The sequence below is a fragment of the Micromonospora sp. NPDC047707 genome (assembly GCF_040704235.1).
Taxonomy (GTDB): domain Bacteria; phylum Actinomycetota; class Actinomycetes; order Mycobacteriales; family Micromonosporaceae; genus Micromonospora.
Genome location: NZ_JBEYSU010000024.1, coordinates 35,711 through 60,138, shown reverse-complemented (window position 1 = coordinate 60,138; position 24,428 = coordinate 35,711). Strand labels below are relative to the sequence as shown.

Below are 24,428 nucleotides of genomic sequence, written 5' to 3'. Positions count from 1 at the left end.
GTCAGTGGTCGGCGCTGTTCCAGTCGCGGCCCTCGCCGACCGAGACCTCCAGCGGCACCGACAGCGGGTACGCCCCACCCATCTCGCGCCGGACCAGCGCCTCCAGGGCGTCCCGCTCGCCGGGGGCCACCTCGAAGACCAGTTCGTCGTGCACCTGGAGCAGCATCCGGGAGCGCAGCCCGGCCTCGCGCAGCGCCGTGTCGACGTGCAGCATCGCGACCTTGATGATGTCGGCGGCCGAGCCCTGGATCGGGGCGTTGAGCGCCATCCGCTCGGCGATCTCCCGCCGCTGCCGGTTATCGCTGACCAGGTCGGGCAGGTAACGGCGGCGGCCGAGGATCGTCTCGGTGTAGCCGTCGTGGCGGGCCCGGGCCACGACCTCCTGGAGGTAGTCGCGCACCCCGCCGAACCCGGCGAAGTAGTCCTCCATCAGGCCACGCGCCTCCTCGGTGCTGATCCCGAGCTGCTGGGAGAGGCCGAAGGCGCTCAGCCCGTACGCCAGGCCGTAGTTCATCGCCTTGATCTTGCGCCGCTGGTCGGCGGTGACCGCCTCGACCGGGACCTGGAACACCGACGAGGCGGTGGCGGCGTGGAAGTCGGCGCCGGAGTTGAACGCGTCGATCAGGGCGTCGTCCGACGACAGGTGCGCCATGATCCGCATCTCGATCTGGCTGTAGTCGGCGGTGAGCAGGCACTCGTACCCCTCGCCGACCACGAAGGCCCGGCGGATCCGCCGGCCCTCCTCGGTGCGGATCGGGATGTTCTGCAGGTTCGGTTCGGTGGAGGACAGCCGGCCGGTCGCCGCCACGGTCTGGTTGAACGTGGTGTGGATGCGGCCGTCGTCGGAGACCGACTTGAGCAGACCGTCCACGGTGGTCTTGAGCTTGGCCACGTCGCGGTGGCGCAGCAGGTGCGCGAGCACCGGGTGCGGGTTCTGTGCGTGGAGCCACTGGAGGGCGTCGGCGTCGGTCGTGTAGCCGGTCTTGATCTTCTTGGTCTTGGGCAGACCCAGCTCGCCGAAGAGGATCTCCTGGAGCTGCTTCGGCGAGCCCAGGTTGAACTCCCGCCCCACCGCCTCGTACGCGCCCTGCGCGGCGGCCTTCACCTCGGCGGCGAAGTGCGCCTCCAGCTCGGACAGGTACTGGGTGTCGGCGGCGATGCCGGTGCTTTCCATGGCGGCGAGGACCCGCATGAGCGGCAGCTCCACCCCGGCCATCAGCCGGGCGGACTGCTCCCCGTCGCGCGACAGCTCGGCGTCGATGGCGTCGGCCAGGTCGAGGGTGGCCCGGGCCCGGAGCATCAGGTTCTGCTCGGCCTCGCCGTCGTTGCCGAGGCCGTCGAAGGTGAGCTGGCCGGTGTCCGGCGTGTCGACCCGCAGCTCGCGGTGCAGGTAGCGCAGGGCCAGGTCGGTCAGGTCGTACGACCGCTGGTCGGGCCGGGCCAGGTACGCGGCGATCTGCGTGTCGCGGGCGACGCCCTCCAGTGACCAGCCGTGCGCGGCGAACGCGAGCACCGCCGGCTTGCTGTCGTGCAGCACCTTGGGGCGGGTCCCGTCGGCGAGCCACCCGGCCAGGGCGGACTCGTCGGCGGCGTCCTGCCGCGCCGGGTCGAACCAGGCGCCGGCGCCGGCCGCGGTGGCCAGGGCGATGCCGGTCACCGAGGCGGTGTGCCGCCGGTTGGGGCCGGTGTCCAGCGTGACGGCGACGCCGACCGCGGCGCCGGCCGGAGCGTGCGTTCCCAGCCAGGCGGCGAGCGCCCCCGGCTCGGACAGCACCTCGCCGGCGAGGTCGAAGCCGGCCTCCGCCTCCGGCTCGACGGCCTCCAGGTACTGGTAGAGCCGGTCGCGCAGGATGCGGAACTCCAGCGTGTCGAAGACCTGGTGCACCGCCTCCCGGTCCCACCCCGCCCAGCGGGCGTCCTCGGGACGCAGCGGCAGCTCCAGGTCGGACACCAGGCAGTTGATCTCGTAGTTGCGGATCACGTCGGCGAGCCGCTCCCGCAGGCTGTCGCCGGCCTTGCCCCTGATCTCGTCGGCGCGGGCGACGACGCCGTCCACCCCGCCGTACGCGGTGATCCACTTGGCGGCGGTCTTCGGGCCGACACCCGGGATGCCGGGCAGGTTGTCGCTCGACTCGCCGACCAGCGCGGCCAGGTCGCGGTAGCGCTCCGGCGGAACGCCGTACTTCGCCTCGACCGCCGCCGGGTCCATCCGCGCCAGGTCGGACACACCCTTGCGCGGGTACAGCACCGTGACGGCGTCACCGACGAGCTGGAACGCGTCCCGGTCGCCGGTGGTGATCAGCACCGACATGCCCTGGTCCCGGGCCTGACAGGCGAGGGTCGCGATGACGTCGTCGGCCTCGTAGCCCTCCTTCTCGACGACCGGGATGCGCAGCGCCGCCAGGACCTCCTTGACCAGGCTGACCTGGCCCTTGAAGTCGGCCGGGGTCTCGCTGCGGCCGGCCTTGTACTCCGCGTACTTCTCGGTGCGGAAGGAGCGCCGGGACACGTCGAAGGCCACCACGATGTGGGTCGGCTGCTCGTCACGCAGCACGTTGATCAGCATGGAGGTGAAGCCGTAGACCGCGTTGGTCGGCTGGCCCGTCGTGGTGGAGAAGTTCTCCACCGGCAGGGCGAAGAACGCCCGGTAGGCCAGGGAGTGTCCGTCGACGAGGAGCAGGCGCGGCGTCGTAGCTGTCACGGTGGCGACTCTAGTCCGTACGCCCGACAATCCCCGCCCCGACATGGTCGGCCCGCGCCCGGCGGCCGGCCCGCCCCTCCCGGCGAAGCCGCAGCTTGCGGCCGGGCGGGAAGGGAACGGGAAGCGCCGCCGTCGATGCTGGCGGCGGACGTCCACCGTCATCGGCCGGCGCGGTGCCGGCGACACGCCCGGCCGGAGGGTCATTCGGGGGCGGGCGGGCCCGACGCGGTCCGCCCGCAGCACCCTCCGCCGTCGGTGCGGCGCGGGTCGGCCCGGCAGGGGCCGGCCCCGCCGGTGCCGATCACCCGCGGTACCCCGACCACGACTAAACTCGCGGCGAATCCCGTTCGCCGCGCCGCAGAGGACGTCGTTGGAGCTACGCCTGCTCGGTCCCGTCGAGATCCGGCACCACGAGCGGCCCGTCGCTGTTGGTCGCCGCATGCACCGCCTCCTGCTGGGGCTGCTCGCCCTGCGGGCCAACACGGTGGTCTCGACCAGCGAGCTGGTCGACTCGCTCTGGCCCGCCCGCGCCCCGCGCACCGCCCGGGCGATGGTGCACTCGCGGGTGTCCGAGCTGCGCGCCGCGCTGACCGCCGCCGGCGTCGACGACGACCGGCTCGCCATCCTCACCGACGGTGCCGGCTACCGCGCGATGCTCGACCCCACGGCCGTCGACGTGCACCGGTTCCGGCGCCTGGTGGCGCGGAGTCGCGCCGCCGACGACGCGCTCGGCTGGCCGGAGCGGCGGGACATGTTGCGCGAGGCGGTCGCCCTGTGGCGTGGGCCCGCCTTCGGCGGATGGATGCCACGCCAGCCGCCGCCACCCGAGGTCGAGTCGCTCGAGGACGCCCGCCTGACCGCCCTGGAGCAGCTCTACGAGGCCGAACTGAACGCGGACACCGACGGCGGTGTGCTCGTCGAGCGGCTGGGCCCGCTCGCGGCGCAGCACCCCAGCCGGGAACGCTTCACCCTGCTGCTCATGCGCGCGCTCGCCGCCAGCCACCGGCCCGGCGACGCGCTTCGCGCCTACGAACAGCACCGCCGCTGGCTCGCCGCAGAGCTGGGCGCCGACCCGGGAGACGAGCTGCAACAGCTGCACCTCGAACTGCTGCGCGCCGTCACCCCGGGCGGTTCGGCGGCTGCCGCCGCTCGGCCCGCGCCCGACCCCGCCGTCCCGCCCGGGCCGGCCGAACTGCCCGCGGAACCGGCCGGCTTCGTCGGGCGCAGGGCCGAGCTGGCGCGCCTCGACGCCGCCGTGGACGAGGGCGGCGCCCGCACCCTCGCGCTGGTCGGTCCGGCCGGCGTCGGCAAGACCGCGCTCGCCCTGCGCTTCGCGTACGCCCGACTGCGCCGCCGGCCCGCCGCCCACCTGTACGCGGACCTCCGCGGCGGCGCCGACCCGGTCGCCCCGGCGGCGGTGCTGGAACGGTTCCTCCGCGCCCTCGGCGTCCCCGGCGACGCCGTCCCCGCCGACGTGGAGGAACGGGCCGCCCGCTACCGGTCGGAGCTGGCCGGCCGGCCGGTGCTGGTGCTGTTGGACAACGCCGCCTCCTCCAGTCAGATCCGGCCGCTGCTGCCCGGCGCCGGCGACAACGTGGTACTGATCACCAGCCGGCGCCGCCTCGACGGCCTGGTGGCCACCCAGGGCGCCACCCAGCTGGTTCTCGCCCCGCTCGCCGAGTCCGACGCCCACGACCTGCTCCGGCAGGGGCTCGCCCCCGAGGCCTCGAACGAGCGGGCGGACCTGCGCCGGGTCGCCGAGCTGTGCGATCGGCTGCCGCTGGCGCTGCGGATCGCCGCAGCGCGGCTGGGCGCGCCCGGTGGCGGCGCAGCCCTTGCCGGGCAGCTCGCCGCCGAGGGCGACCGGATCGGCCTGCTGACGGCGGAGGACGTCTCGGTGCGCGCGGCGCTGCAGGTGTCCCTCGCCGCGCTGGACGGCCCGAGCCGCCGGATGTTCCACCTGCTCGGCCTGCATCCGGGGCGGCTTCCCAGCACCGACGCGTGCGCGGCGCTGGCCGGGCTGCCGCTGGCCGCGACCCGCGACCTGCTCGATAACCTGGCCGTGTTCCACCTGGTGCAGGCGCTCGGCGACCGGCACCAGATGCACGACCTGGTCCGGCTGTTCGCGGCCGAGGGGGCCGCCGCCGACCCGGCCGCCGCGTCGGCGGCACTGGAGCGGGTGCTCACCTTCTACCGGGACGCGACCGCCGCGGCCGACCGCGTCCTGCGCCCGGCGGAACGGCCCAACTTCGACACCACCGAAGCCGCCATGCGGTTCGCGGACCTGCCGGCCGCGCTGGCATGGCTGGATGCCGAGGCCGACAACCTGGTGGCGGCCGTCGAACGGGCCGAGACGGAGCATCCGCGGCTGGCCTGGCAGATCGCCGCGGCGATGTACGGCTGGCTGTTCCGCCGCCACCAGCGCGACCACTGGGTCGACCTGTACTCGCGCGGGGTGCGGGCAGCCCGGCAGGTCGGCGACCATCGGGGCGAGGCCCTGCTCAGCGGCCGGCTGGCGATCCCGCTCAGTCTGCTGGGCCGGCACGACGAGGCGGCCGGCCACTGCACCCGCGCGTACGAGCTGCGGGTCGCCGGGGGCGACCGGCTGGGCGCGGCGACGGCGCTGCTGAACCTCGCGGCGATCGAGAACAACGCTGGCCGCCCAGCCGAGGCGATCCGACGGCTCACCCAGGCCGAAGAGCAGAGCCGGTCCCTGCCGGACGCGGGCCACCTGCGCACCCTGGTCGCCAGCAACCTGGGCGAGGCCCACCAACTCGCCGGGCGGTTCGCGCCGTCGGTCGAGCACTACCGCACGGCGTTGGCGCTCGCCGAGGCGCACTGCGGAGACCGGGACGTCGCGGAGATTCTGGTGGGGCTGGCCCGTACCCACCGCCGAGCCGGCGAGCCGCGCGAGGCCCTGCGCCTCGGCGAACGTGCCGTCGCGCGGGCCCGGCAGGCCGGGGACGTGCTGATCGAGGCCGAGGCGCGCGAGGAAGTGGGCCGCGCCCACCTCGCCCGTGGGGAGCACGGCCGCGCCCTGACGGAACTGGCGACCGCGCTGGAGATCTACCGGGAGAAGGGCCACCGGAGCACCGCGGACCTGGCCCGCCAGGTGGCGGGACTGACCCGGGCGGCGGCGCTCTGAGCGCCTCCCGGACAGCGCGGACCGGCCGGTGATCGTCGCCACCGGCCGGTCCGCGGCACGGGTCAGGCCACGCCGAGGTACGCCTCCTTGACCGCCGGGTCGTGCAGGAGCGCCTCGCCGGTGCCCTCCTTGACGATCCGGCCGGTCTCCAGCACGTACCCCCGGTGGGCCCGGGAGAGCGCCTGCTGGGCGTTCTGCTCCACCAGCAGGATCGTGGTGCCCTGCTCGTTGATCCGCGTGATGATCTCGAAGATCTGCTGGATCAGCTTGGGGGCGAGCCCCATCGACGGCTCGTCCAGCAGCAGCAGCCGCGGACGGGCCATCAGGGCCCGGCCGACCGCCAGCATCTGCTGCTCACCGCCGGAGAGCGTGCCGCCGGGCTGCTTGCGCCGCTCGGCCAGCCGGGGGAACAGGTCCAGCACCATGCCGAGATCCTTGTTGATCTCGCTCCGGTCCCGGCGGGTGTACGCCCCCATCTCCAGGTTCTCCAGGACGGTCATGCCGGGGAACACGCCCCGGCCCTCGGGCGCCTGCCCGATGCCCCGGATCACCCGCAGGTCGGCGCGCATCCGGGTGACGTCGGTGCCGTCGAACACGATCGTGCCCGACGCGATCGGCCGCAGGCCGGAGATCGCCCGCATGGTGGTGGTCTTGCCGGCGCCGTTGGCGCCGATCAGCGCCACCACCTCGCCCTCGTTGACGTGCAGGCTGATCCCGTGCAGCGCCTGGATCCGCCCGTACAGCAGGGTCAGGTCCTTGATCTCAAGCAGCATCGGTCGGCACCCCCAGGTACGCGGCGATCACGTTCGGGTCCTCCCGGACCTCGGCCGGCAGGCCCTCGGCGATCTTCTTGCCGAACTCCAGCACCACGATCCGGTCGGTCACACCCATCACCAGCCGCATGTCGTGCTCGATCAGCAGGACCGTGACCCCCTGGTCACGGATCTTGCGGATCAGGCCCAGCAGCTCCTCCTTCTCCGCCGGGGTGAAGCCGGCGGCCGGCTCGTCCAGGCAGAGCAGGGCCGGGTCGGTGGCGAGGGCCCGGGCGATCTCCAGCCGCCGCTGCTCACCGTACGACAGGTTGCGGGCCAGGTCGTCGGCGCGCCGCTCGATGCCGACGAAGCGCAGCAGCTCGCGGCCCTTCTCCCGGCCCTGCTTCTCCTCGCGCCAGTGCCGGGGCAGCCGCAGCATCGCGGAGATCACGCTGGTCTTGTGGTGGACGTCCGCGCCCACCATCACGTTCTCCAGCGCGGTCATCTCCGGGAACAGCCGGATGTTCTGGAAGGTACGGGCGATGCCCGCCTTGGTGATCCACGACCGTCGCTTGCCGCTGACCCGCTCCCCCTTGAACCGGATCTGGCCCTCGGTGGGGCGGTAGACGCCGGTCATCGCGTTGAAGCAGGTCGTCTTGCCGGCGCCGTTCGGGCCGATCAGACCGAGGATCTCCCCCTTGTACAGGGTGAAGGTCACGTCGTTGAGGGCTACCACGCCGCCGAAACGCAGCGTGACGTGGTCGACCTCCAGCAACGGCTCCCGCCCGGCGGCGTCCGGCGCGGCCGGGGTGACCTCGGCCGGTTCGGCCGGGCCCTTCTCCGGCGGGACGCCGACCGTGCTCCGGCCGTCGGCGACGATGTCCCGGTCGCTCGACTTGTCGCGTTCGCTACTCATTCGCGGCTCATTCACTGGGCACCGTCTCCTGGGGAACCGCTTCCTTGCGCCGGTCGGCGAACTCGGCCGCCCGCCGCCGGTTGGGCACCAGACCCTGGGGCCGGAAGATCATCATGACGATGATGACCAGACCGAACACGAGGATCCGGTACTCGGCCGCGTCGAACTCGACGCCGACCAGGTCGCCGACGCCCCGCAGCCACTCCGGCAGGTACCAGGTGAGCGCACCGCCGACGATGGCTCCCTTGATGTTGCCGGCACCACCCAGGATGACCGCCGCGAGCACCAGGATCGAGCTCTCCAACAGGAACTGGTCTGAATTGATGAACGTCTGCTTGCCGGCGAACACCGCACCGGTGAGACCGGCGACCGCGGCACCGATGGCGAACGCCCACAGCTTGTACTTGAACGTCGGCACGCCCATGATCTCGGCCGCGTCCTCGTCCTCACGGACGGCGATCCAGGCCCGGCCGACCCGGCTGTTCGCCAGGTTCCGCACCAGCAGGATGACGACCAGGATGAGGGTGAGCATCAGCCAGTAGTAGGGCTTGGCGTCCACCACGCCGAACAGCGGCTTGCCGTCGGCCCCGGTGCCCGGCGGGTGCGGGATGTCCGGGATGCCCCGCTGACCCTGGAGGACGCCCTCGTTGCGCGCGGCGTAGAGCCGGATCATCTCGGCGAAGCCGAGCGTCACGATGGCCAGGTAGTCACCGCGAACGCGCAGCGTCGGGCCGCCGAGGAGGACACCGGAGATCATCGCCACCATGACCGCCAGCGGCACCGCCGCGAGCCACGGCCACTCGGTGCCGAGACGGCTCTCCGGTGACGTCAGCAATGCGACGGTGTACGCGCCGAGCGCGTAGAAGCCGAAGTACCCGAGGTCGAGCAGGCCGGCGAAGCCGACCACGACGTTGAGCCCGACGGCCAGCAGCACGAACACGGCGGTGTCGAAGAGCACGCCGGCGAAGTCCGACCGGGTGGTGTAGAAGGCGAAGTACTCGCTGCCGATCGGGAAGCCCAGGTACTCGTAGAACCAGCGGTTGGGCAGGATGTACAGGAAGACGACCAGGGCCGCCAGGGCCGCCCAGCGGACCTGCTTGGGCAGGTGCGACCAGCGCGCCTTCATCCGCGAGGTCTTTCCGTTCTCCGCGGTGGCGGTCATGCGCGCGCCCTCCCGAGTGATTCACCGAGCAGACCGGTCGGCCGGAACATCAGCAGGACGACCAGCAGCACGAAGCCGGTGAAGTCCTTCCAGTCCCCACCGAACAGGCCCACGGCGTAGTTCTCCGCCATGCCGAGCAGCAGACCGCCGAGCAGCGCACCGCGCAGGTTGCCGATGCCGCCGAGCACCGCGGCCGCGAAGGCCTTCAGGCCGAGCAGGAAGCCGACGTTGAACTTGGTGTAGCCGAAGTTACTCACGTCCCACAGCAGCGCCGCGACACCGGCCATCAGGCCGCCGAGCACGAAGACCAGCAGGATGACCCGGTTCTTGTTGACGCCCATCAGCGCGGCGGTGTCCGCGTCCTGGGCGACCGCCCGGATACCGCGACCCAGCCGGCTGCGGTTCACGAACTGGTCCAGGCCGACCATCATCACCAGCGTCACACCGAGGATGATCAGCTGGATGTTGGTGACCTCCGCGCCGAAGATGGTGAAGAGCGTCTTCTGGGGCACCAGCGTCGGCATGCCGAACGGGGCGCGGTTGGTGCCGATACCGAACGACTCGGCGAGCACGAAGGACGCGCCGATCGCGGTGATCAGGAAGGCCAGGGGCGGTGCATTGCGCTTGCGCAGCGGCCGGTACGCCACCAGCTCCACCGTGACGGCCGTGGCCGCCGAGGCGAGGGCCGCCATGACGAGCCCCGCCACCAGGGCGATCAGCAGCGGGCCGATGGCCGGTGCCGGGCTGTTCTGGTTGTAGCCGAGGGCCTCCCAGGTCCACAGGGCGGTGAAGGTACCGACCATGAAGACCTCGGAGTGGGCGAAGTTGATCAGGCGCAGCACACCGTAGACGAGCGTGTAGCCGAGGGCGATGAGCGCATAGATCGCGCCCTGCTCCAAACCGGTTATCGTCAGCGCCGGGAAGTTTCCGATGAGCTCATCAAAGTTCAAGTGGGGCTCCAACTGTGCGGCCAAACGGAGCGGCCGGGAGCAGAACTCCCGGCCGCACCGTGGGTATCCCGTAACGGGACCGGTTACCCGGTCAGGCCTTGGGGATCTCGACGTCCGGGACGACCTTGCCGGCGTTGACCTTGAACGCCCAGACCACGACCTGGGCCGGGTCCAGCTCACCGGTGTCGGTGAACTTGTAGGTCACGCCGGTCGCGGTGCCCGCCTTGTTGTACGACTTGATGAAGGACAGCAGGTCGGCACGGGTGGCCTTACCCTCCTTGATGCCCTCCAGCATGACCTTGGTGACGTCGTACGACACGTCGGCGTAGGTGCCCGGCTCGGCGTTGTCGAACGCGGCCTTGTAGTCGGTGAGGAAGCTGCCCTTGGCCGCCGTGGCCGGAGCGCACGGGCAGGTCAGGACGGTGCCCTCGGCAACGGCGTCGCCGGCGACCTTGATGAAGTTGGCGTCGTTGACACCGTCACCGGCCACCATGGTGCCGGTCCAGCCGGCGCCCTTGAGCTGCTTGAGCAGCAGGCCCGCCTCGGTGTAGTAGCCACCGAAGAACAGCACCGTCGCGCCACTCGACTTGATCTTGCTGACCACGGCGGAGAAGTTGGTCTGCTTGACCTGGATCTTGTCCTCGCCGGCCACCGAGCCGAGGACCTTCTTGACCTCGTCCACCAGGCCCGCGCCGTACGCCGACTGGTCGTCGACGACGTAGACCTTCTCGGCCTTCATGACGTCCTTGATGTACCGACCGGCGGCCGGGCCCTGCGAGGTGTCGTTACCGACGCCCCGGTGGAAGATCTTCCAGCCCTTGGTGCTCAGGCTCGGCCGGGTGGCCGACGGGGTGATGATCGGCAGACCCGCCTCGTCGAAGATCGGGTCGGCCACCTCGGACTCGCCGGAGAACGCCGGGCCGACGACGCCGACGACCTTCTGGTCACCGACGGCCTGCTGGGCGAGGGCCGGGGCCTTGGCCGGGTCACCCTGCGAGTCGTACTCCTCCAGGTTGACCTTGCAGTCGGCGTTCTCCTTGTTGTACTGGTCGATCGCCAGCTTCGTGCCGTTGCGCATGTGGATACCGAGACCGGCGGCGTCACCGGTCAGCGGGCCGAAGAAGCCGATCTTGAGGTCGCACGCGGCGTTGCTGCCGCCACCCTCGCTACCACTGTCAGCCTTGCAAGCGGCCGCGCCGCCGAACACCAGCGCGCTGATGGCGACGCCACTCAGCACCCGTGCGAGCTTCTGCCTCACGGCTCGTACCCCTCCTCCATCCCAATGGTCCGAACCACCCGGCGCCGATTGGCCCTTGCGCGGGCGGCCGAACCAGACCGTCGTCGCCGGTCTGGGGCCGGACGTTATCCCACCGTTGAGCTGTGACGTAAGCCCCAGGGGAGTGGGTTGACCGAACCGTTACACGCCGTGCCTGATCGGAAACGATCGCTGTAAGAACCTTCAGTTGCGAAGGCTTTTCACCTTCGTTTCGTCGGTAACGAGCGAAAGTCGTTAGACCAGCTACCGATCGACCGTCGGTACCCGCCCCCACCAGGCACGGGACCCTTTTCCGTCATCCTCCACCAACAGCAATCGATCTCCATCGGAAGCCACCGCCACCGCCGTGTCACCGGTGTCCGGAACCGCCCTCGGCAACGCCATCGCCCGCCACGAATCTCCCAGATCGGGCGAGAGCCACAGGCCGTGCCCGCCCGCCCCGCGCGTCGCCGCCACCAGGCCCCCACCGGCCACCGCCAGACCCCCCACCGACCGCACCCCGGCACCGGCGGCGCCGAACGCCCCCGCCCACCGCCACCCGTCCGCCGTCGACCGCCACGCGCCGAAACCCGCCGCACCCGCCGGGCCCACCGCCACCGGCCCGCCCCGGGTCGCCACCACCCGCTCGGCCGCGCCCGATCCGGCCGGACCGCCCGGCAGCTCCGCCCGCCGCCACGCGCGGCCGTCGGCCGACGTCCACGCCACCGGGCGCGACCCCGCCGCCGCCAGCACCGACCCCACCACGAGCCACCCCGACGGTACGGCCACCGCGTCCTCCGCGGCCGTCCGCCCGCGACCGTCGCCCGCGAGCTCCGGCGCACCCTCCACCAGACTGAACGCCGACGAGTCCGGCGAGATCCACACCGCCGCCCCGGCCACCCGCGAACCCACCACCAGCCAGCCCCGCGGACCCGCCACCATCCGGCCGACCCGCACCGCCCGCGGCCCACCGAACTGCTCGAACGGCGCCGGCACCTCGCGCAACACCCCGTCCGGGCCCTGCGTCCAGGTGCCGACCCGGGGATTGCCGTGCACTCCCCCGCTCTTCGACCCGACCGCCGCCACCCGCGACCCGCGGCACGCCACCGACGACAGCACGTGCTGCTCGCCGGAGAGGCTCGACGGCACCAGCGTCAGCGGCGTGAAGGCCACACCGTCCGCACTCGTCCACGCCGCCGGCCGGGTGCCACCCGCCGTGTCGGCGACGCCACCCGCCACGTACCACCGGCCCCCGCAGGACGCCGCGTCCCGCAGCAGCAGCCGCCCCTGACGGCCCGGCGGGAGTGGAAGGGCCAGCGAGGCCCAGGCGGGGCTCAGCGTGGGCTCCGGCCCGTCGAACGACGTGGCCCGCTCGCAACCGGCGAGCAGCACGACGGCCGCGAGCACCGCCACCAGCCGCCGCGCCGACACGGATCCGATGCTATCGATCCGGGCCCCGACCGGGACCGGCCGGACGGGTGGGTCCTCAGGTGGCCGGGCGGGCCACCTCGCCGCCGGCGGTCTCCGCGAGGATCCGCTCGGCGACCTCCTTCATGGTCATCCGGTGGTCCATCGCGGTGCGCTGGATCCACTTGAACGCCTGCGGCTCGGTCATCCCGTACGTCGTCATCAGCGCGCCCTTCGCGCGCTCGACCGTCTTGCGGATCTCCAGGCGGTCGGTCAGGCCGGCGACCTCCGCCTCGAGGGCGGCGATCTCCGAGTACCGCGACAGGGCGATCTCCACCGCCGGGACCAGGTCGCTCTTCTGGAAGGGCTTCACCAGGTACGCCATCGCGCCGGCGGCCCGCGCCCGCTCCACCAGGTCCCGCTGGCTGAACGCGGTCAGGATGATCACCGGGGCGATCCGGGCGCCGGCGATCCGCTCGGCGGCGGCCAGCCCGTCCATGATCGGCATCTTGATGTCGAGGATGACCAGGTCGGGCTTCAGCTCCTCGGCCAGCCGGACGGCGGTCTCACCGTCGCCGGCCTCGCCGACGACCTCGTAGCCCTCCTCGGCGAGCATCTCGGCGAGGTCCAGCCGGATGAGCGCCTCGTCCTCGGCGATCAGTACGCGCCTGCGCTCGGCGTCCGTCTGCGTCTCGGCCACGAGCCACTCCCACCAGTCTGAACCCGACACCCGACCGACCGGGCGCCACGCCCCATAGCGTAGTGGGTACCCTATGAGGCGCCACCAAGGCGTTCCGCGAGGAAGTCCCCGTATTCCAACCGGTAGAGAAACGGAGCTCAAACCTCCGACAGTGTGGGTTCGAATCCCACCGGGGACACCACATTGTCGCACGCTTGTTCGAAGATGCCCGTGTGCATCCACCCCACGTACGCGCCGGCGCGCGAACGCTGTACCTGGGCGGCGCGACCGTCGCGGAGGTCGCACGGAGCGTAAGCCTGCCCTATTCGACCGTGCGCTACTGGTGTAAGGATCGACCAGAGCCGAAGCAACTGGGCACCGCCGCCCGCTGCTTCCGCTGCCGCCCGGACGTCGACGATCCGACAGATCCCACGAGCTACACGTACCTGCTGGGCCTCTACCTCGGCGACGGCCACCTGGTGACGTCGGCCCGGGTACCGGTGCTTCGCGTCTCCTGCAGCAACAGTTGGCCGGGCCTCATCGACGCCTGCGACGCGGCGATGCGGGCGGTCCTGGCGAACAAGGTCCAGCGGGTCGCGCACCAAGGCTGCGTCAGCGTCCAGAGCTACGGCAGGCACTGGCCGTGCCTCTTCCCGCAGCACGGGCCGGGCGAGAAGCACCGACGCGCGATCGTCCTCACAGACTGGCAGCGCGAGATCGTGAGAGCCTGTCCGGGCGATTTTCTCCGGGGCCTCCTCCACTCCGACGGCGCGCGGTTTGCCAATCGGGTGAAGGTGCGCGGCAAGGAGTACGTCTATCCGCGCTACATGTTCACGAACGAATCCACCGACATCATGGGGCTCTGCCAGTGGGCCCTCGACCTGCTCGGCATCGCCTGGCGGATGAACCGCCGAAACTCGCTCTCAGTCGCCCGCCGGGAGGCGGTTGCCGCCCTCGACGTGCACGTCGGCCCGAAGTACTGACGGGAAGTCAGCCGATCGTGGCGAGCGCCGCTGCCAGGTCCTCGCGCAGGTCCTCCGGGTCCTCCAGGCCGACCGAGAGCCGCAGCAGCCCGTCGACCGGCTTGGCCTCTCCCTGCACCGGCCGGTGGGTGAGCGACGCCGGGTGCTGGATCAGCGTGTCGACGCCACCGAGCGACACCGCGTGGGTGATGAGCCGGCAGGCACCGGCGACGGCGGCCGCGGCAGGCGCGTCACCGCGTACCTCGAAGGCGAGGAGGCTGCCCGGGCCGGCCATCTGGCGGCCGACGAGCCCGGCGGGGTCGTGCAGCGAGGGGTGGTGGACGCGCGTGACGGCGGGGTGGTCGGCGAGCCAGGCGGCGAGTTTCTCGGCGCCGGCCTGCTGGGCGCGGACGCGCAGCGGGAGGGTCTGGAGGCCGCGGTGGGCGAGGTACGCGCCGAGGGGGTGCAGGATCGCCCCGGTGAGCGCCCGGACCTGCCGGAGCCGGGCGGCCCAGTCGGTGTCGCAGGCGACGACGCCGGCGAGGACGTCGCCGTGGCCGCCGATGCTCTTGGTGGCGCTGTGCAGGACGAGGGTGGCGCCGTGCCGGGCGGGCTGTTGGAGCACGGGCGTGGCGACGGTGTTGTCGACGAGCAGCGGCGCGGGCCCGGCGGCGCGGGCGAGGGCGGCGATGTCGACGAGGTCGAGGGTGGGGTTGGCGGGGGTCTCGACGAGGACGAGCGCGGTGTCGGGGCGGACGGCGCCGGCGACCTCGTCGGGGCGGGCCCAGGTGACGTCGGTGCCGAGCAGGCCGGTGGCGAGGACGTGGTCGGTGCCGCCGTAGAGGGGGCGGACGGCGACGAGGTGCCGTTTCCCGTCGCGGGTGGCGGCCAGCAGGGTGGCGGTGAGGGCGGCCATGCCACTGGCGAAGGCGACGGCGTCGGTGGTGGCTTCGAGTTCGGCGAGGGCGGTTTCGAAGCGGGCGACGGTGGGGTTCCACAGCCGCTGGTAGACGGCGGTGCCGCCGGGTGGGAGGGTCCCGCCGGTGGCGAGGGTTTCGTACGCGTCGCCGCCGGTGTCGACGGAGGGCAGCGGGTTGGTGGTGGAGAGGTCGATGGGCGCGGCGTGGACGCCGAGGGCGGCGAGGTCGTCGCGGCCGGCGTGCACGGCTCGGGTGTCCACGGTCGTCATGCCGGGAAGGATCGAACATGTGCGGCATGAAGGGCAATAGGCGCGAACATGATTCGGAAAAGCGGCTAGCCAGGGCCGTGCGATTCGGGAGAGGATGGCGGCATGCCCCTTGCACCGAACGATGTGCGGCCGTACGCGAGCCTGGACGACACCGACCGCGCGATCCTGGCGGAGTTGGCCGCGGACGGCCGCCTGCCGAACAACGCCCTCGCCGAGCGGGTGGGGGTGGCTCCGTCGACCTGTCTGGCGCGTACCCGGGCGTTGCGGGAGTGCGGGGCGATCCGGGGGTTCCACGCGGAGGTGGACCCGGCGGCGGTGGGCCTGCCGTTGCAGGCGCTGGTGTCGGTGCGGCTGTCGGCGCACGACCGGGCGGTGGTGGACGCGTTCCGGGCGCGGTCGGTGCGGCTGCCGGGGGTGGTGTCGGTGTTCCACGTGGCGGGCGCGGAGGACTACGTGCTGCACCTGCGGGCGGCGTCGGCGGACGCGTTGCGGGACTTCGTGCTGGACCATCTGGCGGTGGATCCGGCGGTGCAGCACACCCAGACGAGTCTGATCTTCGAGCAGGCGCGCGGCGTGGGTTAGGCCACCGCCCGAAACAAACGGGACGCGGCGCGGGTTGGCGAGGGTTGTGATCGACGTACCGTTGGCTGTTCTTGATCTTGCTCCGGTGGCGCGTGGCGCGAGTGCCGGGGAGGCGCTGCGGCACACCACCGAGCTGGCCCGCCGCACGGAGGAGCTCGGGTACCACCGGTTCTGGGTGGCCGAGCACCACAACATGCCGGCGATCGCGTCGTCGGCGCCGGCGGTGCTGCTGGCGCACCTGGCGGCGCACACGAGCACGATCCGGCTGGGCTCGGGCGGGGTGATGCTGCCCAACCACGCGCCGCTGGTGGTGGCCGAGCAGTTCGGCACCCTGGAGGCGCTGCACCCGGGCCGGATCGACCTGGGTGTCGGGCGCGCGCCGGGCACCGACCAGGTGACGGCGCTGGCGCTGCGCCGGACGATGGAGGGACTGTCGGCGGAGGGGTTCCCCCGGGAACTGGCGGACCTGATGAACTACTTCACCGGTGCGGATCCGGGGCCGATCACGGCCACGCCGGGCCTGGGGCAGCGGCCGGCGGTCTGGCTGCTGGGCTCCAGCGGGTTCAGCGCCCGGTTGGCCGGGCTGCTGGGTCTGCCGTTCTCGTTCGCGCACCACTTCAGCGCGCAGAACACGCTGCCGGCGCTGGCGCTGTACCGGCAGAGCTTCCGGCCGTCGCGGTGGCTGGAACGGCCGTACGCGATGGTGGCGGTGAACGCGGTGTGCGCGGAGACCGACGAGCGGGCGGAGTGGCTGGCCGGGCCGGCCGGGCTGTCGTTCCTGAAGCTGCGTTCGGGCCGTCCGGAGCCCCTCGCCACGCCGGAGGAGGCGGCGGCGTACCCGTACACGGAGCTGGAGCGGGAGTTCGTCGCGCAGCGCCGGGAGGGGCAGGCGACGGGTTCGCCGGAGACGGTCCGCCGCCAGCTCGGTGACCTGCTGGAGCGGACGGGCGCGGACGAGCTGATGCTCACCACGCTGGTCTACGACGTGGCCGACCGGGTGCGGTCGTTCGAGCTGATTGCCGAGCGGGTCGCCGGTGGACTGCGCCGGAACTCCTGAAACACGATCTTCACGCCGACGTCACTCCCGGGACGCGCAGCGCGCATAGCTTGGGTTCCGGTGGTGGTACGGCACTCCCGGTCGGGACGGGTCGGGGGTGCCACGGTGTGGCGCACCGGGTCGGAGTCAGCGGTTCCGCGGCTCCGGCCCGGTGCCTCATTCTTTCCGGTCAGCGCAGGTGGATGTCCGGGATGGGTGGTGGGGTCATGCCGGCCCCGAGGAAGAAGCTCGTCTGCGACTCCGCGCAGCAGGGGTGCCAGAGCAAGCGCCTTCTCGACACGATCGGCCGCCGTCCTTGCCTCCGCCCCGCCATTCTTGATCCACTCGCGGGATGGCTGCGCACATGACCCCCGAGGAGTTCCGCCGCGCCGGGCACGCCGTGGTGGACTGGATCGCCGACTACTGGGCCACGCTGCCCGAACGCCCGATCACCTCGGCGGCCCCACCCGGCACGGTGGTCGCCGCCCTCCCGGACGGGCCGCCCGAGCGCGGTGAACCGGTCGAGGCGGTCCTCGCGGACCTCGACACGCTGGTCACGCCGCACCTCACGCACTGGCAGCACCCGGGCTTCTTCGGCTACTTCCCGGCCAACACGTCCGGCCCGAGCGTGCTCGGCGACCTGGTCAGCGCGGGGCTGGGCGTACAGGGGATGCTCTGGGCGACCGGGCCGGCCTGCACCGAACTGGAGACCGCGATGCTGGACTGGCTCGCCGACCTGCTCGACCTGCCGAAGCGGTTCCGGTCCGCCGGCGCCGGCGGCGGCGTCATCCAGGACTCGGCCTCCTCGGCGACCCTGGTGGCGACCCTGGTCGCGGTGCACCGGGCCAGCGGCGGCCGGTGGCGGGAGGGCGGCGTCGACCGCCGCTACCGCGCGTACACGTCCACCCATGGCCACTCGTCGATCGAGAAGGCCGCGCGGATCGCCGGGCTGGGCACCGACGGCGTCCGGGCGGTCGAGGTGGACCCGGAGACGCTCGCCATGTCACCGGCCGCGCTGCGGGCCGCCGTCGAGGCGGACCGGGCCGACGGGGTGGTGCCGGCCCTCGTGGTCGCCACCGTGGGGACCACCTCCACCACCGCCGTGGACCCGCTGCCGGAGATCGGCGCGATCTGCGCCGAGTACGGTATCTTCCTGCACGTGGACGCCGCCTACGCGGGCGCCGCGGCGGTCTGCCCCGAGCTGCGGTTCGGGCACGCCGGCCTGGAGTACGCCGACTCGTACTGCTTCGACCCCCACAAGTGGCTGCTCACCGGGTTCGACTGCGACGCGTTCTGGGTGGCCGACCGGGGCGAGCTGACCGAGGCGTTGACGGTGCTGCCGGAGTACCTGCGCAACGCGGCCAGCGAGTCCGGCGCGGTGATCGACTACCGGGACTGGCAGGTGCCGCTGGGTCGCCGGTTCCGGGCGTTGAAGCTGTGGTTCGTCCTGCGCTGGTACGGGGTGGAGGGCCTGCGCGCGCACATCCGGTCGGGAGTGGCGCTCGCCACCCGGTTCGCCGACCGGGTACGCGCCGACGAACGGTTCGAACTGGCCGCGCCGCACCCGTACTCGCTGGTCTGCTTCCGGCTGCGGGCCGACGACGCGGTCAACGCCGAACTGCTCGCCCGGGTGAACGCGACCGGCCGGGTGCACTTGACGCACACCAGCGTGGCCGGCCGGTACGCACTCCGACTGGCGGTCGGCTCACCCCAGACCACCACGTCTCACGTCGACGAGGCCTGGACCCTCCTGACGGAAACGGCCACCACCCTCCTCCCCCACTGACGCCCGACCCGACCCGACTCCGTTGATCATGAAGTTGACGGGTGATTCGAAGATCGAACCACCCGCCAACTTCATGATCGACAAACGAGGGGGGTCAGGGGGTGGGGGCGGTGGTGACCGGTTCGGGGGTGGGGTGGGCGGGGGTGGTGGGGGGCGTGTGGGCGGCGTTCGCCAGCGCCCGGGCGCGGCGGGTGCGCAGCAGGGCCCGGACGGCGAGCCCGAGCGCGGCGACCCAGCCCGCGACCAGCAGCGCGTACACGGCCGGCCGGACCCCGCCACCGAGGTCGGCGGCGCGCATCAGGGTGCGGGCGTTGGTCAGCACGATCACCCCGCCGATCGCCGCGCCGAGCAGCTGGGCGGGCACGATGCGGACCAGCCAGGCGGCCAGCGGCGCGGCGATCAGCCCGCCGACCAGCAGGGCGGCCACCATCGGCAGGAGGAAGCCCTCGGAGCCGAGGCCGATGAGGAACCCGACGCTGGCCGCGCCGGCCACCAGGAACTCGGCGGTGTCCACCGAGCCGATCACCTTGCGGGGCTCCATCCGGCCGCTGACCAGCAGCGCGGGCGTCGCGACCGGCCCCCAACCCCCGCCGCCGGTGGCGTCGACGAACCCGGCGACCAGGCCGAGCGGGCCGAGGAAGCGCCCGCGCAGCCGGCCGGCGCGCCGCTCGGTGCGCAGCGGCCGGGAGAAGCGCACCAGCAGGTACGCGCCGAGCGTGAACAGGATGGCCGCCATCCACGGGGCGGCGGCCTCGGTGGAGATGGCGCTGAGGAAGGTGGCCCCGGCGAACGCCCCGAGCGCGCCGGGCACGGCGATGCGGCCGACCACCCGCCAGTCGACGTTGCCGAACCGCCAGTGCGCCACGCCCGCGGCGAGCGTCGTGCCCACCTCGGCGAGGTGCACCGACGCCGAGGCGGCGGCCGGCGCGACGCCGGCGAGCAGCAGCAGCGTCGTCGAGGTGAGCCCGTACGCCATGCCGAGCGCGCCGTCGACGAGTTGGGCGGCGAGCCCGACGAGCGCGAGGACGAGCAGCTTGCGCACGACACCTCCCGAGTTTCTGGGTATCTCCTATCGACTTGGTCGACAATGCGGGACGGGGGGTGCCAGGGTCAAGCCCCTGTTCGGTCAGTGGGACGACCCACGCCCGGTCGCCGGGTTCGGCGGGTGGACGGCCGGTCAGGTCCAGGCGGCCGGGTCGGCGGCGAGTTCGGTGACCCGCGGCGGGAGCGTGCCACCGGCCACGTCGGCGACGGTCACCAGCTCGAGGATCTGCCGCTCACTGGCCCGCAGGGCGATCCACACGTCCTGCAGGGCGCGCGCCGCCCCGTGGTAGCCGAGGTCCTCCGGTCGCTGCCCCCGCACGTGCGCCAGCGGCCCGTCGATCACCCGGATCACCGCGGCGAGGGAGATCTCGGCGGCCGGCCGGGCCAGCCAGTAGCCGCCCTCCGGGCCCCGCTGGGCGTGCACGATGCCGCCCCGGCGCAGTTGCAGCAGGATGCTCTCCAGGAACTTCGGCGGGATGTCCTGGGCGCGCGCGATCTGCTCGGCCGTCACCGGCCGCCCCCGCCCGGCGGTGGCGCCGCCGGTCACCGAGGCGAGCTCGGCGACCGCGCGGAGGGCGTAGTCGACCCGGGCGGAGAGACGCATGCCGGACAGGCTATCCGGCCGGTCACCCCGCCCGGCCGATCGCCCCTCGGCCGGGCGGCCGGGCAGCGGCCGATCCGGGCCCAGGTCAGGCGCCGACGCGGCGCAGCAGGCCCTCCTGGACGGCGCTGGCGATCTGCCGCCCGTCCCGGGTGAACATCCGGCCGGCCGCCAGACCCCGCGCGCCGGACGCCGACGGGCTCCAGCAGTCGTAGAGGAACCACTCGTCGGCCCGGAACGGCCGGTGGAACCACAACGCGTGGTCCAGGCTCGCGCCCACCAGGCCGCCGGGACCCCAGACCTCGCCGTGCACCGACAGCACCGAGTCCAGCAGGGTCAGATCGGAGGCGTACGTCAGCGCGCACGCGTGCAGCAGCGGGTCGTCGGGCAGCTTGCCGTCGATCCGCATCCACACCCGCTGGTGCGGCTCCGCCGGACGGTCACCGGGGCGGACCCAGCCCGGCTCGCCGACGTAGCGAACGTCGATCGGGCGCGGGATCTGCGCCCAGATGCCGAGCCGCTCCGGGTAGCGGGCGAGCCGGTCGCTCATGGTCGGCACCTCGTCCGGCCCGGGCACGTCCGGCGGGGCCGGCGCCTGGTGGTCCAGCCCCTCCTCCACCCGCTGGAAGGACGCGGACATGAAGAAGATCGGCTTGTCGTGCTGGAGCGCGACCGAGCGGCGGACCGAGAACGAGCGGCCGTCGCGGATGTTCTCCACCTGGTACTCGATCGGCTCGACCGGGTCGCCGGGTCGCACGAAGTAACCGTGCAGGGAGTGCACGAACCGCTCCGGGTCGACGGTGCGGCCGGCGGCGACGAGGGCCTGACCGGCGACCTGCCCCCCGTACACCCGTTGCGGGCCGACCGGCGGGCTCATCCCCCGGAAGGCCATCTCGCCGGTCGGCGTGAGGTCCAGGACCTCCAGCAACTGGTCGACGGCGGCCTGGCCGACCGCGACGTCCGCGGCGCTCACCGCAACGCCCGCGCGGACGCGGCGTCGACCAGCGACCCGAGCTGGTGTACGCGCAGCGTGTTGGTCGAGCCGGGGGTGCCGGGCGGGCTGCCCGCGACGATCACCACGTACTCGCCGGGATTGGCCCGGCCCAGACCGAGCAGCGCCTCGTCGACCTGCCGGAACATGTCGTCGGTGTGCTCAACGAAGGGCATCAGGAAGGTCTCCACGCCCCAGGAGAGGGCGAGCTGGTTGCGCACCTCGAGAACCGGGGTGAACGCGAGCAGCGGCAGGTCGCAGTGCAGCCGGGACAGCCGGCGGACGGTGTCGCCGGTCTGCGAGAACGCCACCATCGCCTTGGCGCCGATGGCCCGGGCGATCGACGAGGCGGCGACGGTGAGCGCGCCGCCGTGCGTACGCGGGTCGTGCTGGAGCCGGGGCACGCCGATCGAGCCGGACTCCGTCGTGGTGACGATCTTGGCCATGGTGCTGACGGTGAGCACCGGGTACTTGCCGACGCTGGTCTCGCCGGAGAGCATCACCGCGTCCGCGCCGTCGAGCACCGCGTTGGCCACGTCGGACGCCTCGGCGCGGGTCGGCCGCGAGTTCTCGATCATCGAGTCGAGCATCTGGGTGGCCACGATGACCGGCTTGGCGTTCTCCCGGCAGAGCTGCACCGCGCGCTTCTGCACCAGGGGAACCTGGTCCAGCGGCAGCTCCACGCCGAGGTCGCCGCGGGCCACCATCACGCCGTCGAAGGCCAGCACGATCGCCTCGAGGTGGTCCACCGCCTCCGGCTTCTCCACCTTGGCGAGGACCGGGCGGTGGACGCCCTCCTCGGCCATGATCGCGTGGACGAGCTTGATGTCGTCGGCGGAGCGGACGAAGGAGAGCGCGATCAGGTCGACGCCGAGCCCGAGCGCGAACCGCAGGTCCTCGGAGTCCTTGTCGGACAGGGCGGGGACGCTGACCGCCACGTTCGGCAGCGACACGCCCTTGTTGTTGGAGACCGGGCCACCCTCGGTCACCAGGCAGCGGATGTCGTTGCCGGTGACGTCGGTGACCTCGACGGCGACCCGGCCGTCGTCGATCAGGAGCCGGTCGCCCGGCTTCACCTCCTGCGGCAGCTTCTTGTAGGTGCAGGAGACCCGGTCCTTGGTGCCGAGGACGTCGTCGCTGGTGATCACCACGGAGTCGCCGGTGCGCCACTCGTGCGGGCCCTCGGCGAAGCGGCCCAGCCGGATCTTGGGGCCCTGCAGGTCGGCCAGCACGGCGACGGGGCGGCCGGCCGCGTCGGCCGCCTCCCGTACGAGCCGGTAGACGGCCTCGTGGTCGGCGTGGCTGCCGTGACTGAAGTTGAGCCTCGCCACGTTCATGCCGGCCTCGACGAGCCCGCGGATGCGCTCGGGCGAGGAGGTGGCGGGACCAAGTGTGCAGACGATCTTCGCGCGGCGTGTCACGCCCATCAGGCTAGTCTCTCCTCCGGGCCGGACTGCGGGCCGACCCCTGTCGCACTGCGAACCAGGTTTGTCCGACGATGCGCGGGTGCGCGGCCGGGGGTGGGACACCCGCCGGGGACGTCGTGACGGCGGGCATCGGCGACCGCGCGCCCGGAATCGTACCGTCCGGTGTCAGCCCGGCCGCCGGGCGTGGGTGAACGGCGCCGGGCCGGTCGACGAACGCCCATGGAGCCGGCCCTAGCTCTGGGTCTTGGCCAGCGGGAACTCCAGCGAGCCGGCCGGGCAGTAGAAGCTCATGACGTCGACACGGTAGAGGCCGGCCTGCACGGCGGGGTCGGCCTCCATCACGCTGCGGACGTCGTCCACGGAGCCGGTGCGGGCCAGGCCGAACCCGAGCGGCGGGTCCGGCTCGCGGGCGGGTCCGTCCACGGCCCCGGCGACCAGGACGATGCCGCGCCGTTGCATGGCCTGCAGGTGCGCGTTGTGCTCGGCCTGGAGCCGCTGCACGGTCTCCGCCGGCAGCGCCCGCCCGGACGCGCCGGGATAGAGCACGATGCACTCGTACGTGTCGAGCGCGAAGTCGACCTCCGGCGTCCCCGTCATGGCGTTCTCCTCCCGCCCGTCACGCCGGAGGCGGGTCGACGCCGACCGGCACGGGCACAGCGTCCCACGAGCCGGAGGCCGGTACGGCCAACTTCGCGCAGCGCGGTGCGGTGCGGCGACACCGCCGGCCCGGCCCCGTCGATGCGCTCGCGGTGCGGCGGCCCGGAAGCCGTCCGCGCACGCGCCGGCGGGGCGGTCGGTGCACCGACCGCCCCGCCGGACACGTACGGGTCGCACCTACAGCGCGAAACAGTTGGGGCGGATCGCCCGGTCGCGCAGCGCCTGCCGGATCACCGTGTACGTGGTGCCGTCCAGCGCGAGCCCGAGGTGCCCGACCAGCCGCAGCGGGCACCACGCCTGGATCAGCGCGTTGGTGGCGCCGTCGGCCAGCGTGGCGTTGCCCACCGGGCGGACCAGTTCGTCCTGCCAGGTACGCACGGTGGTGTAGCGGACCGCACCGGGGGTGTCGTCGCCGGCGTTGAGGTCCTCGATGAAGTCGGAGCCGGTCATCATCTGCTGGCAGGAGACGACGCCGGCGCAGCTACCGAGTCCGATGAAGTTGAGGATGTTGGCCACGTACGTCCCCTGCTCCGGGGTGCCGAGGCTGACGTACCGGCCGACGGCGCCGGTGCCGTTCAGCCGCTTCAGGTAGTAGCGGGCCACCAGGCCGCCCTGCGAGTGCGCCACGACATCTACCTTGGCCGCACCGGTGACGGCGCGGACCTGGGCGACGTACCCGGCGAAGGCGCGGGCGGAGGTGGGGATGTCGCCGAAGCCGAGCCCCGGCAGTTCGTAGATGAACGGACGGAAGCCGTCGCCGCGCAGCCGGGCGGCGAGCGGCTCGTAGACGGCGGCGAAGCCGCTGAGGCCACCGACGACGATCACCGGGTTGGCGTTGGCGTCGGCGCGTTCGGCGGCCTCCTCGGCGGCCGGGACGGCGGTGGGTCCGGACGCCGCCGCAGCGGTCGGGACGGGCTCCGCCGCAGCGTTCGGGGCGGGCTCCGCGGCGGCGGTCGCGGCCGGGAGTGCGAGCGTCGCGGCGAGTGCTGCCGCGAGCACGGTGGCGGTCTTTCGGAGCAGCATGGCTGCACCTCCGGGTGGTGGTGGGTGCGGTGTCCGATCGACCGGTGCGAACGATGATGGGGCCATTGATTCAGGCTCGTCAATGCTAAGTTACGCTTCGGTAACCCGTTGTTCCATCAGAGGCGCATTCCGGCATTCCGGATGCCATATGTCCACATTGGAG

General features: G+C 72.7%; 20 protein-coding genes and 1 tRNA gene. 6 read left to right on the top strand and 15 right to left on the bottom strand.

Translation table 11 applies throughout. The annotated features are described in order from the left end of the window. Position 1: 1 nt before the first annotated feature. Complete coding sequence (polA, locus tag AB0873_RS22815) at positions 2-2,701, bottom strand: DNA polymerase I (protein WP_366601985.1); 2,700 nt, start codon at positions 2,699-2,701, stop codon at positions 2-4. 370 nt (positions 2,702-3,071) lie between these two features. Here polA and AB0873_RS22810 point away from each other — a divergent pair, with 370 nt between their 5' ends. Continuing rightward, positions 3,072-5,846: a BTAD domain-containing putative transcriptional regulator gene (locus AB0873_RS22810; protein WP_366601983.1), complete on the top strand. Its 2,775-nt coding sequence runs from the start codon at positions 3,072-3,074 to the stop codon at positions 5,844-5,846. 62 nt (positions 5,847-5,908) lie between these two features. On the opposite strand, the gene AB0873_RS22805 is transcribed toward AB0873_RS22810, so the two are convergent. From AB0873_RS22805 to AB0873_RS22775, 7 genes are all read right to left on the bottom strand, one after another. Next, complete coding sequence (locus AB0873_RS22805) at positions 5,909-6,619, bottom strand: ABC transporter ATP-binding protein (RefSeq protein WP_366601981.1); 711 nt, start codon at positions 6,617-6,619, stop codon at positions 5,909-5,911. Next, positions 6,609-7,514 (bottom strand): ABC transporter ATP-binding protein, encoded by a 906-nt coding sequence (locus tag AB0873_RS22800; protein ID WP_155331193.1) that lies wholly within the window; start codon positions 7,512-7,514, stop codon positions 6,609-6,611. Before AB0873_RS22800 ends, AB0873_RS22805 begins: the two co-directional genes overlap by 11 nt. Before the next feature lie 7 nt (positions 7,515-7,521). Next, the gene (locus tag AB0873_RS22795; RefSeq protein WP_230689069.1) at positions 7,522-8,640 is read right to left on the bottom strand and encodes a branched-chain amino acid ABC transporter permease; all 1,119 of its coding nucleotides are present in this window, start codon (positions 8,638-8,640) and stop codon (positions 7,522-7,524) included. Positions 8,641-8,672: 32 nt separating this feature from the next. Then, the gene (locus tag AB0873_RS22790) at positions 8,673-9,626 is read right to left on the bottom strand and encodes a branched-chain amino acid ABC transporter permease (RefSeq protein ID WP_155331191.1); all 954 of its coding nucleotides are present in this window, start codon (positions 9,624-9,626) and stop codon (positions 8,673-8,675) included. A gap of 91 nt (positions 9,627-9,717) precedes the next feature. Beyond that, on the bottom strand, positions 9,718-10,884 hold the full coding sequence (locus AB0873_RS22785; RefSeq protein ID WP_155331190.1) for a branched-chain amino acid ABC transporter substrate-binding protein: 1,167 nt from the start codon (positions 10,882-10,884) through the stop codon (positions 9,718-9,720). A gap of 261 nt (positions 10,885-11,145) precedes the next feature. After that, complete coding sequence (locus tag AB0873_RS22780; RefSeq protein WP_366601979.1) at positions 11,146-12,312, bottom strand: hypothetical protein; 1,167 nt, start codon at positions 12,310-12,312, stop codon at positions 11,146-11,148. Between the two features lie 55 nt (positions 12,313-12,367). Further along, a complete protein-coding gene (locus AB0873_RS22775) occupies positions 12,368-12,988 on the bottom strand; it encodes a response regulator (protein WP_155331188.1) in 621 nt (206 codons plus the stop codon). A gap of 104 nt (positions 12,989-13,092) precedes the next feature. Here AB0873_RS22775 and AB0873_RS22770 point away from each other — a divergent pair. Together AB0873_RS22770 and AB0873_RS22765 are read left to right on the top strand one after the other, a co-directional pair. Beyond that, positions 13,093-13,169: transfer RNA gene (locus AB0873_RS22770), tRNA-Leu, on the top strand. A gap of 13 nt (positions 13,170-13,182) precedes the next feature. Then, a complete protein-coding gene (locus AB0873_RS22765; protein ID WP_366601977.1) occupies positions 13,183-13,950 on the top strand; it encodes a transcriptional regulator in 768 nt (255 codons plus the stop codon). Positions 13,951-13,957: 7 nt separating this feature from the next. Here the strand turns inward: AB0873_RS22765 and AB0873_RS22760 are convergent, their stop codons facing one another. Further along, a complete protein-coding gene (locus tag AB0873_RS22760; RefSeq protein WP_366601975.1) occupies positions 13,958-15,118 on the bottom strand; it encodes a PLP-dependent transferase in 1,161 nt (386 codons plus the stop codon). Positions 15,119-15,220: 102 nt separating this feature from the next. Between AB0873_RS22760 and AB0873_RS22755 the strand changes: the two genes are divergently transcribed. From AB0873_RS22755 to AB0873_RS22745, 3 genes are all read left to right on the top strand, one after another. Further along, positions 15,221-15,700: an Lrp/AsnC family transcriptional regulator gene (locus AB0873_RS22755; protein ID WP_155331186.1), complete on the top strand. Its 480-nt coding sequence runs from the start codon at positions 15,221-15,223 to the stop codon at positions 15,698-15,700. Positions 15,701-15,734: 34 nt separating this feature from the next. Then, positions 15,735-16,757 carry an LLM class flavin-dependent oxidoreductase gene (locus tag AB0873_RS22750; RefSeq protein ID WP_366601973.1) on the top strand — a complete coding sequence of 341 codons (1,023 nt, stop codon included), beginning with the start codon at positions 15,735-15,737 and terminating at the stop codon, positions 16,755-16,757. Between the two features lie 331 nt (positions 16,758-17,088). Then, entirely contained in the window at positions 17,089-18,522 is a 1,434-nt protein-coding gene (locus AB0873_RS22745; RefSeq protein ID WP_366601971.1) for a pyridoxal-dependent decarboxylase, read from the top strand. Between the two features lie 94 nt (positions 18,523-18,616). On the opposite strand, the gene AB0873_RS22740 is transcribed toward AB0873_RS22745, so the two are convergent. From AB0873_RS22740 to AB0873_RS22715, 6 genes are all read right to left on the bottom strand, one after another. Next, positions 18,617-19,564, bottom strand: coding sequence for a sulfite exporter TauE/SafE family protein (locus tag AB0873_RS22740; RefSeq protein WP_366601969.1), 948 nt, complete (start codon positions 19,562-19,564; stop codon positions 18,617-18,619). 135 nt (positions 19,565-19,699) lie between these two features. Beyond that, complete coding sequence (locus tag AB0873_RS22735) at positions 19,700-20,170, bottom strand: Rrf2 family transcriptional regulator (protein ID WP_366601967.1); 471 nt, start codon at positions 20,168-20,170, stop codon at positions 19,700-19,702. An 85-nt stretch (positions 20,171-20,255) separates the two neighbouring features. After that, positions 20,256-21,140 carry an acyl-CoA thioesterase II gene (locus AB0873_RS22730; RefSeq protein WP_155331183.1) on the bottom strand — a complete coding sequence of 295 codons (885 nt, stop codon included), beginning with the start codon at positions 21,138-21,140 and terminating at the stop codon, positions 20,256-20,258. After that, complete coding sequence (pyk, locus tag AB0873_RS22725; protein ID WP_155331182.1) at positions 21,137-22,585, bottom strand: pyruvate kinase; 1,449 nt, start codon at positions 22,583-22,585, stop codon at positions 21,137-21,139. Before pyk ends, AB0873_RS22730 begins: the two co-directional genes overlap by 4 nt. Positions 22,586-22,816: 231 nt before the next feature. Next, positions 22,817-23,182 carry a YciI family protein gene (locus tag AB0873_RS22720; RefSeq protein ID WP_366601965.1) on the bottom strand — a complete coding sequence of 122 codons (366 nt, stop codon included), beginning with the start codon at positions 23,180-23,182 and terminating at the stop codon, positions 22,817-22,819. Between the two features lie 237 nt (positions 23,183-23,419). Beyond that, positions 23,420-24,265, bottom strand: a complete 846-nt coding sequence (locus AB0873_RS22715) for an alpha/beta fold hydrolase (protein WP_366601963.1) — start codon at positions 24,263-24,265, stop codon at positions 23,420-23,422. Positions 24,266-24,428 lie beyond the last annotated feature (163 nt).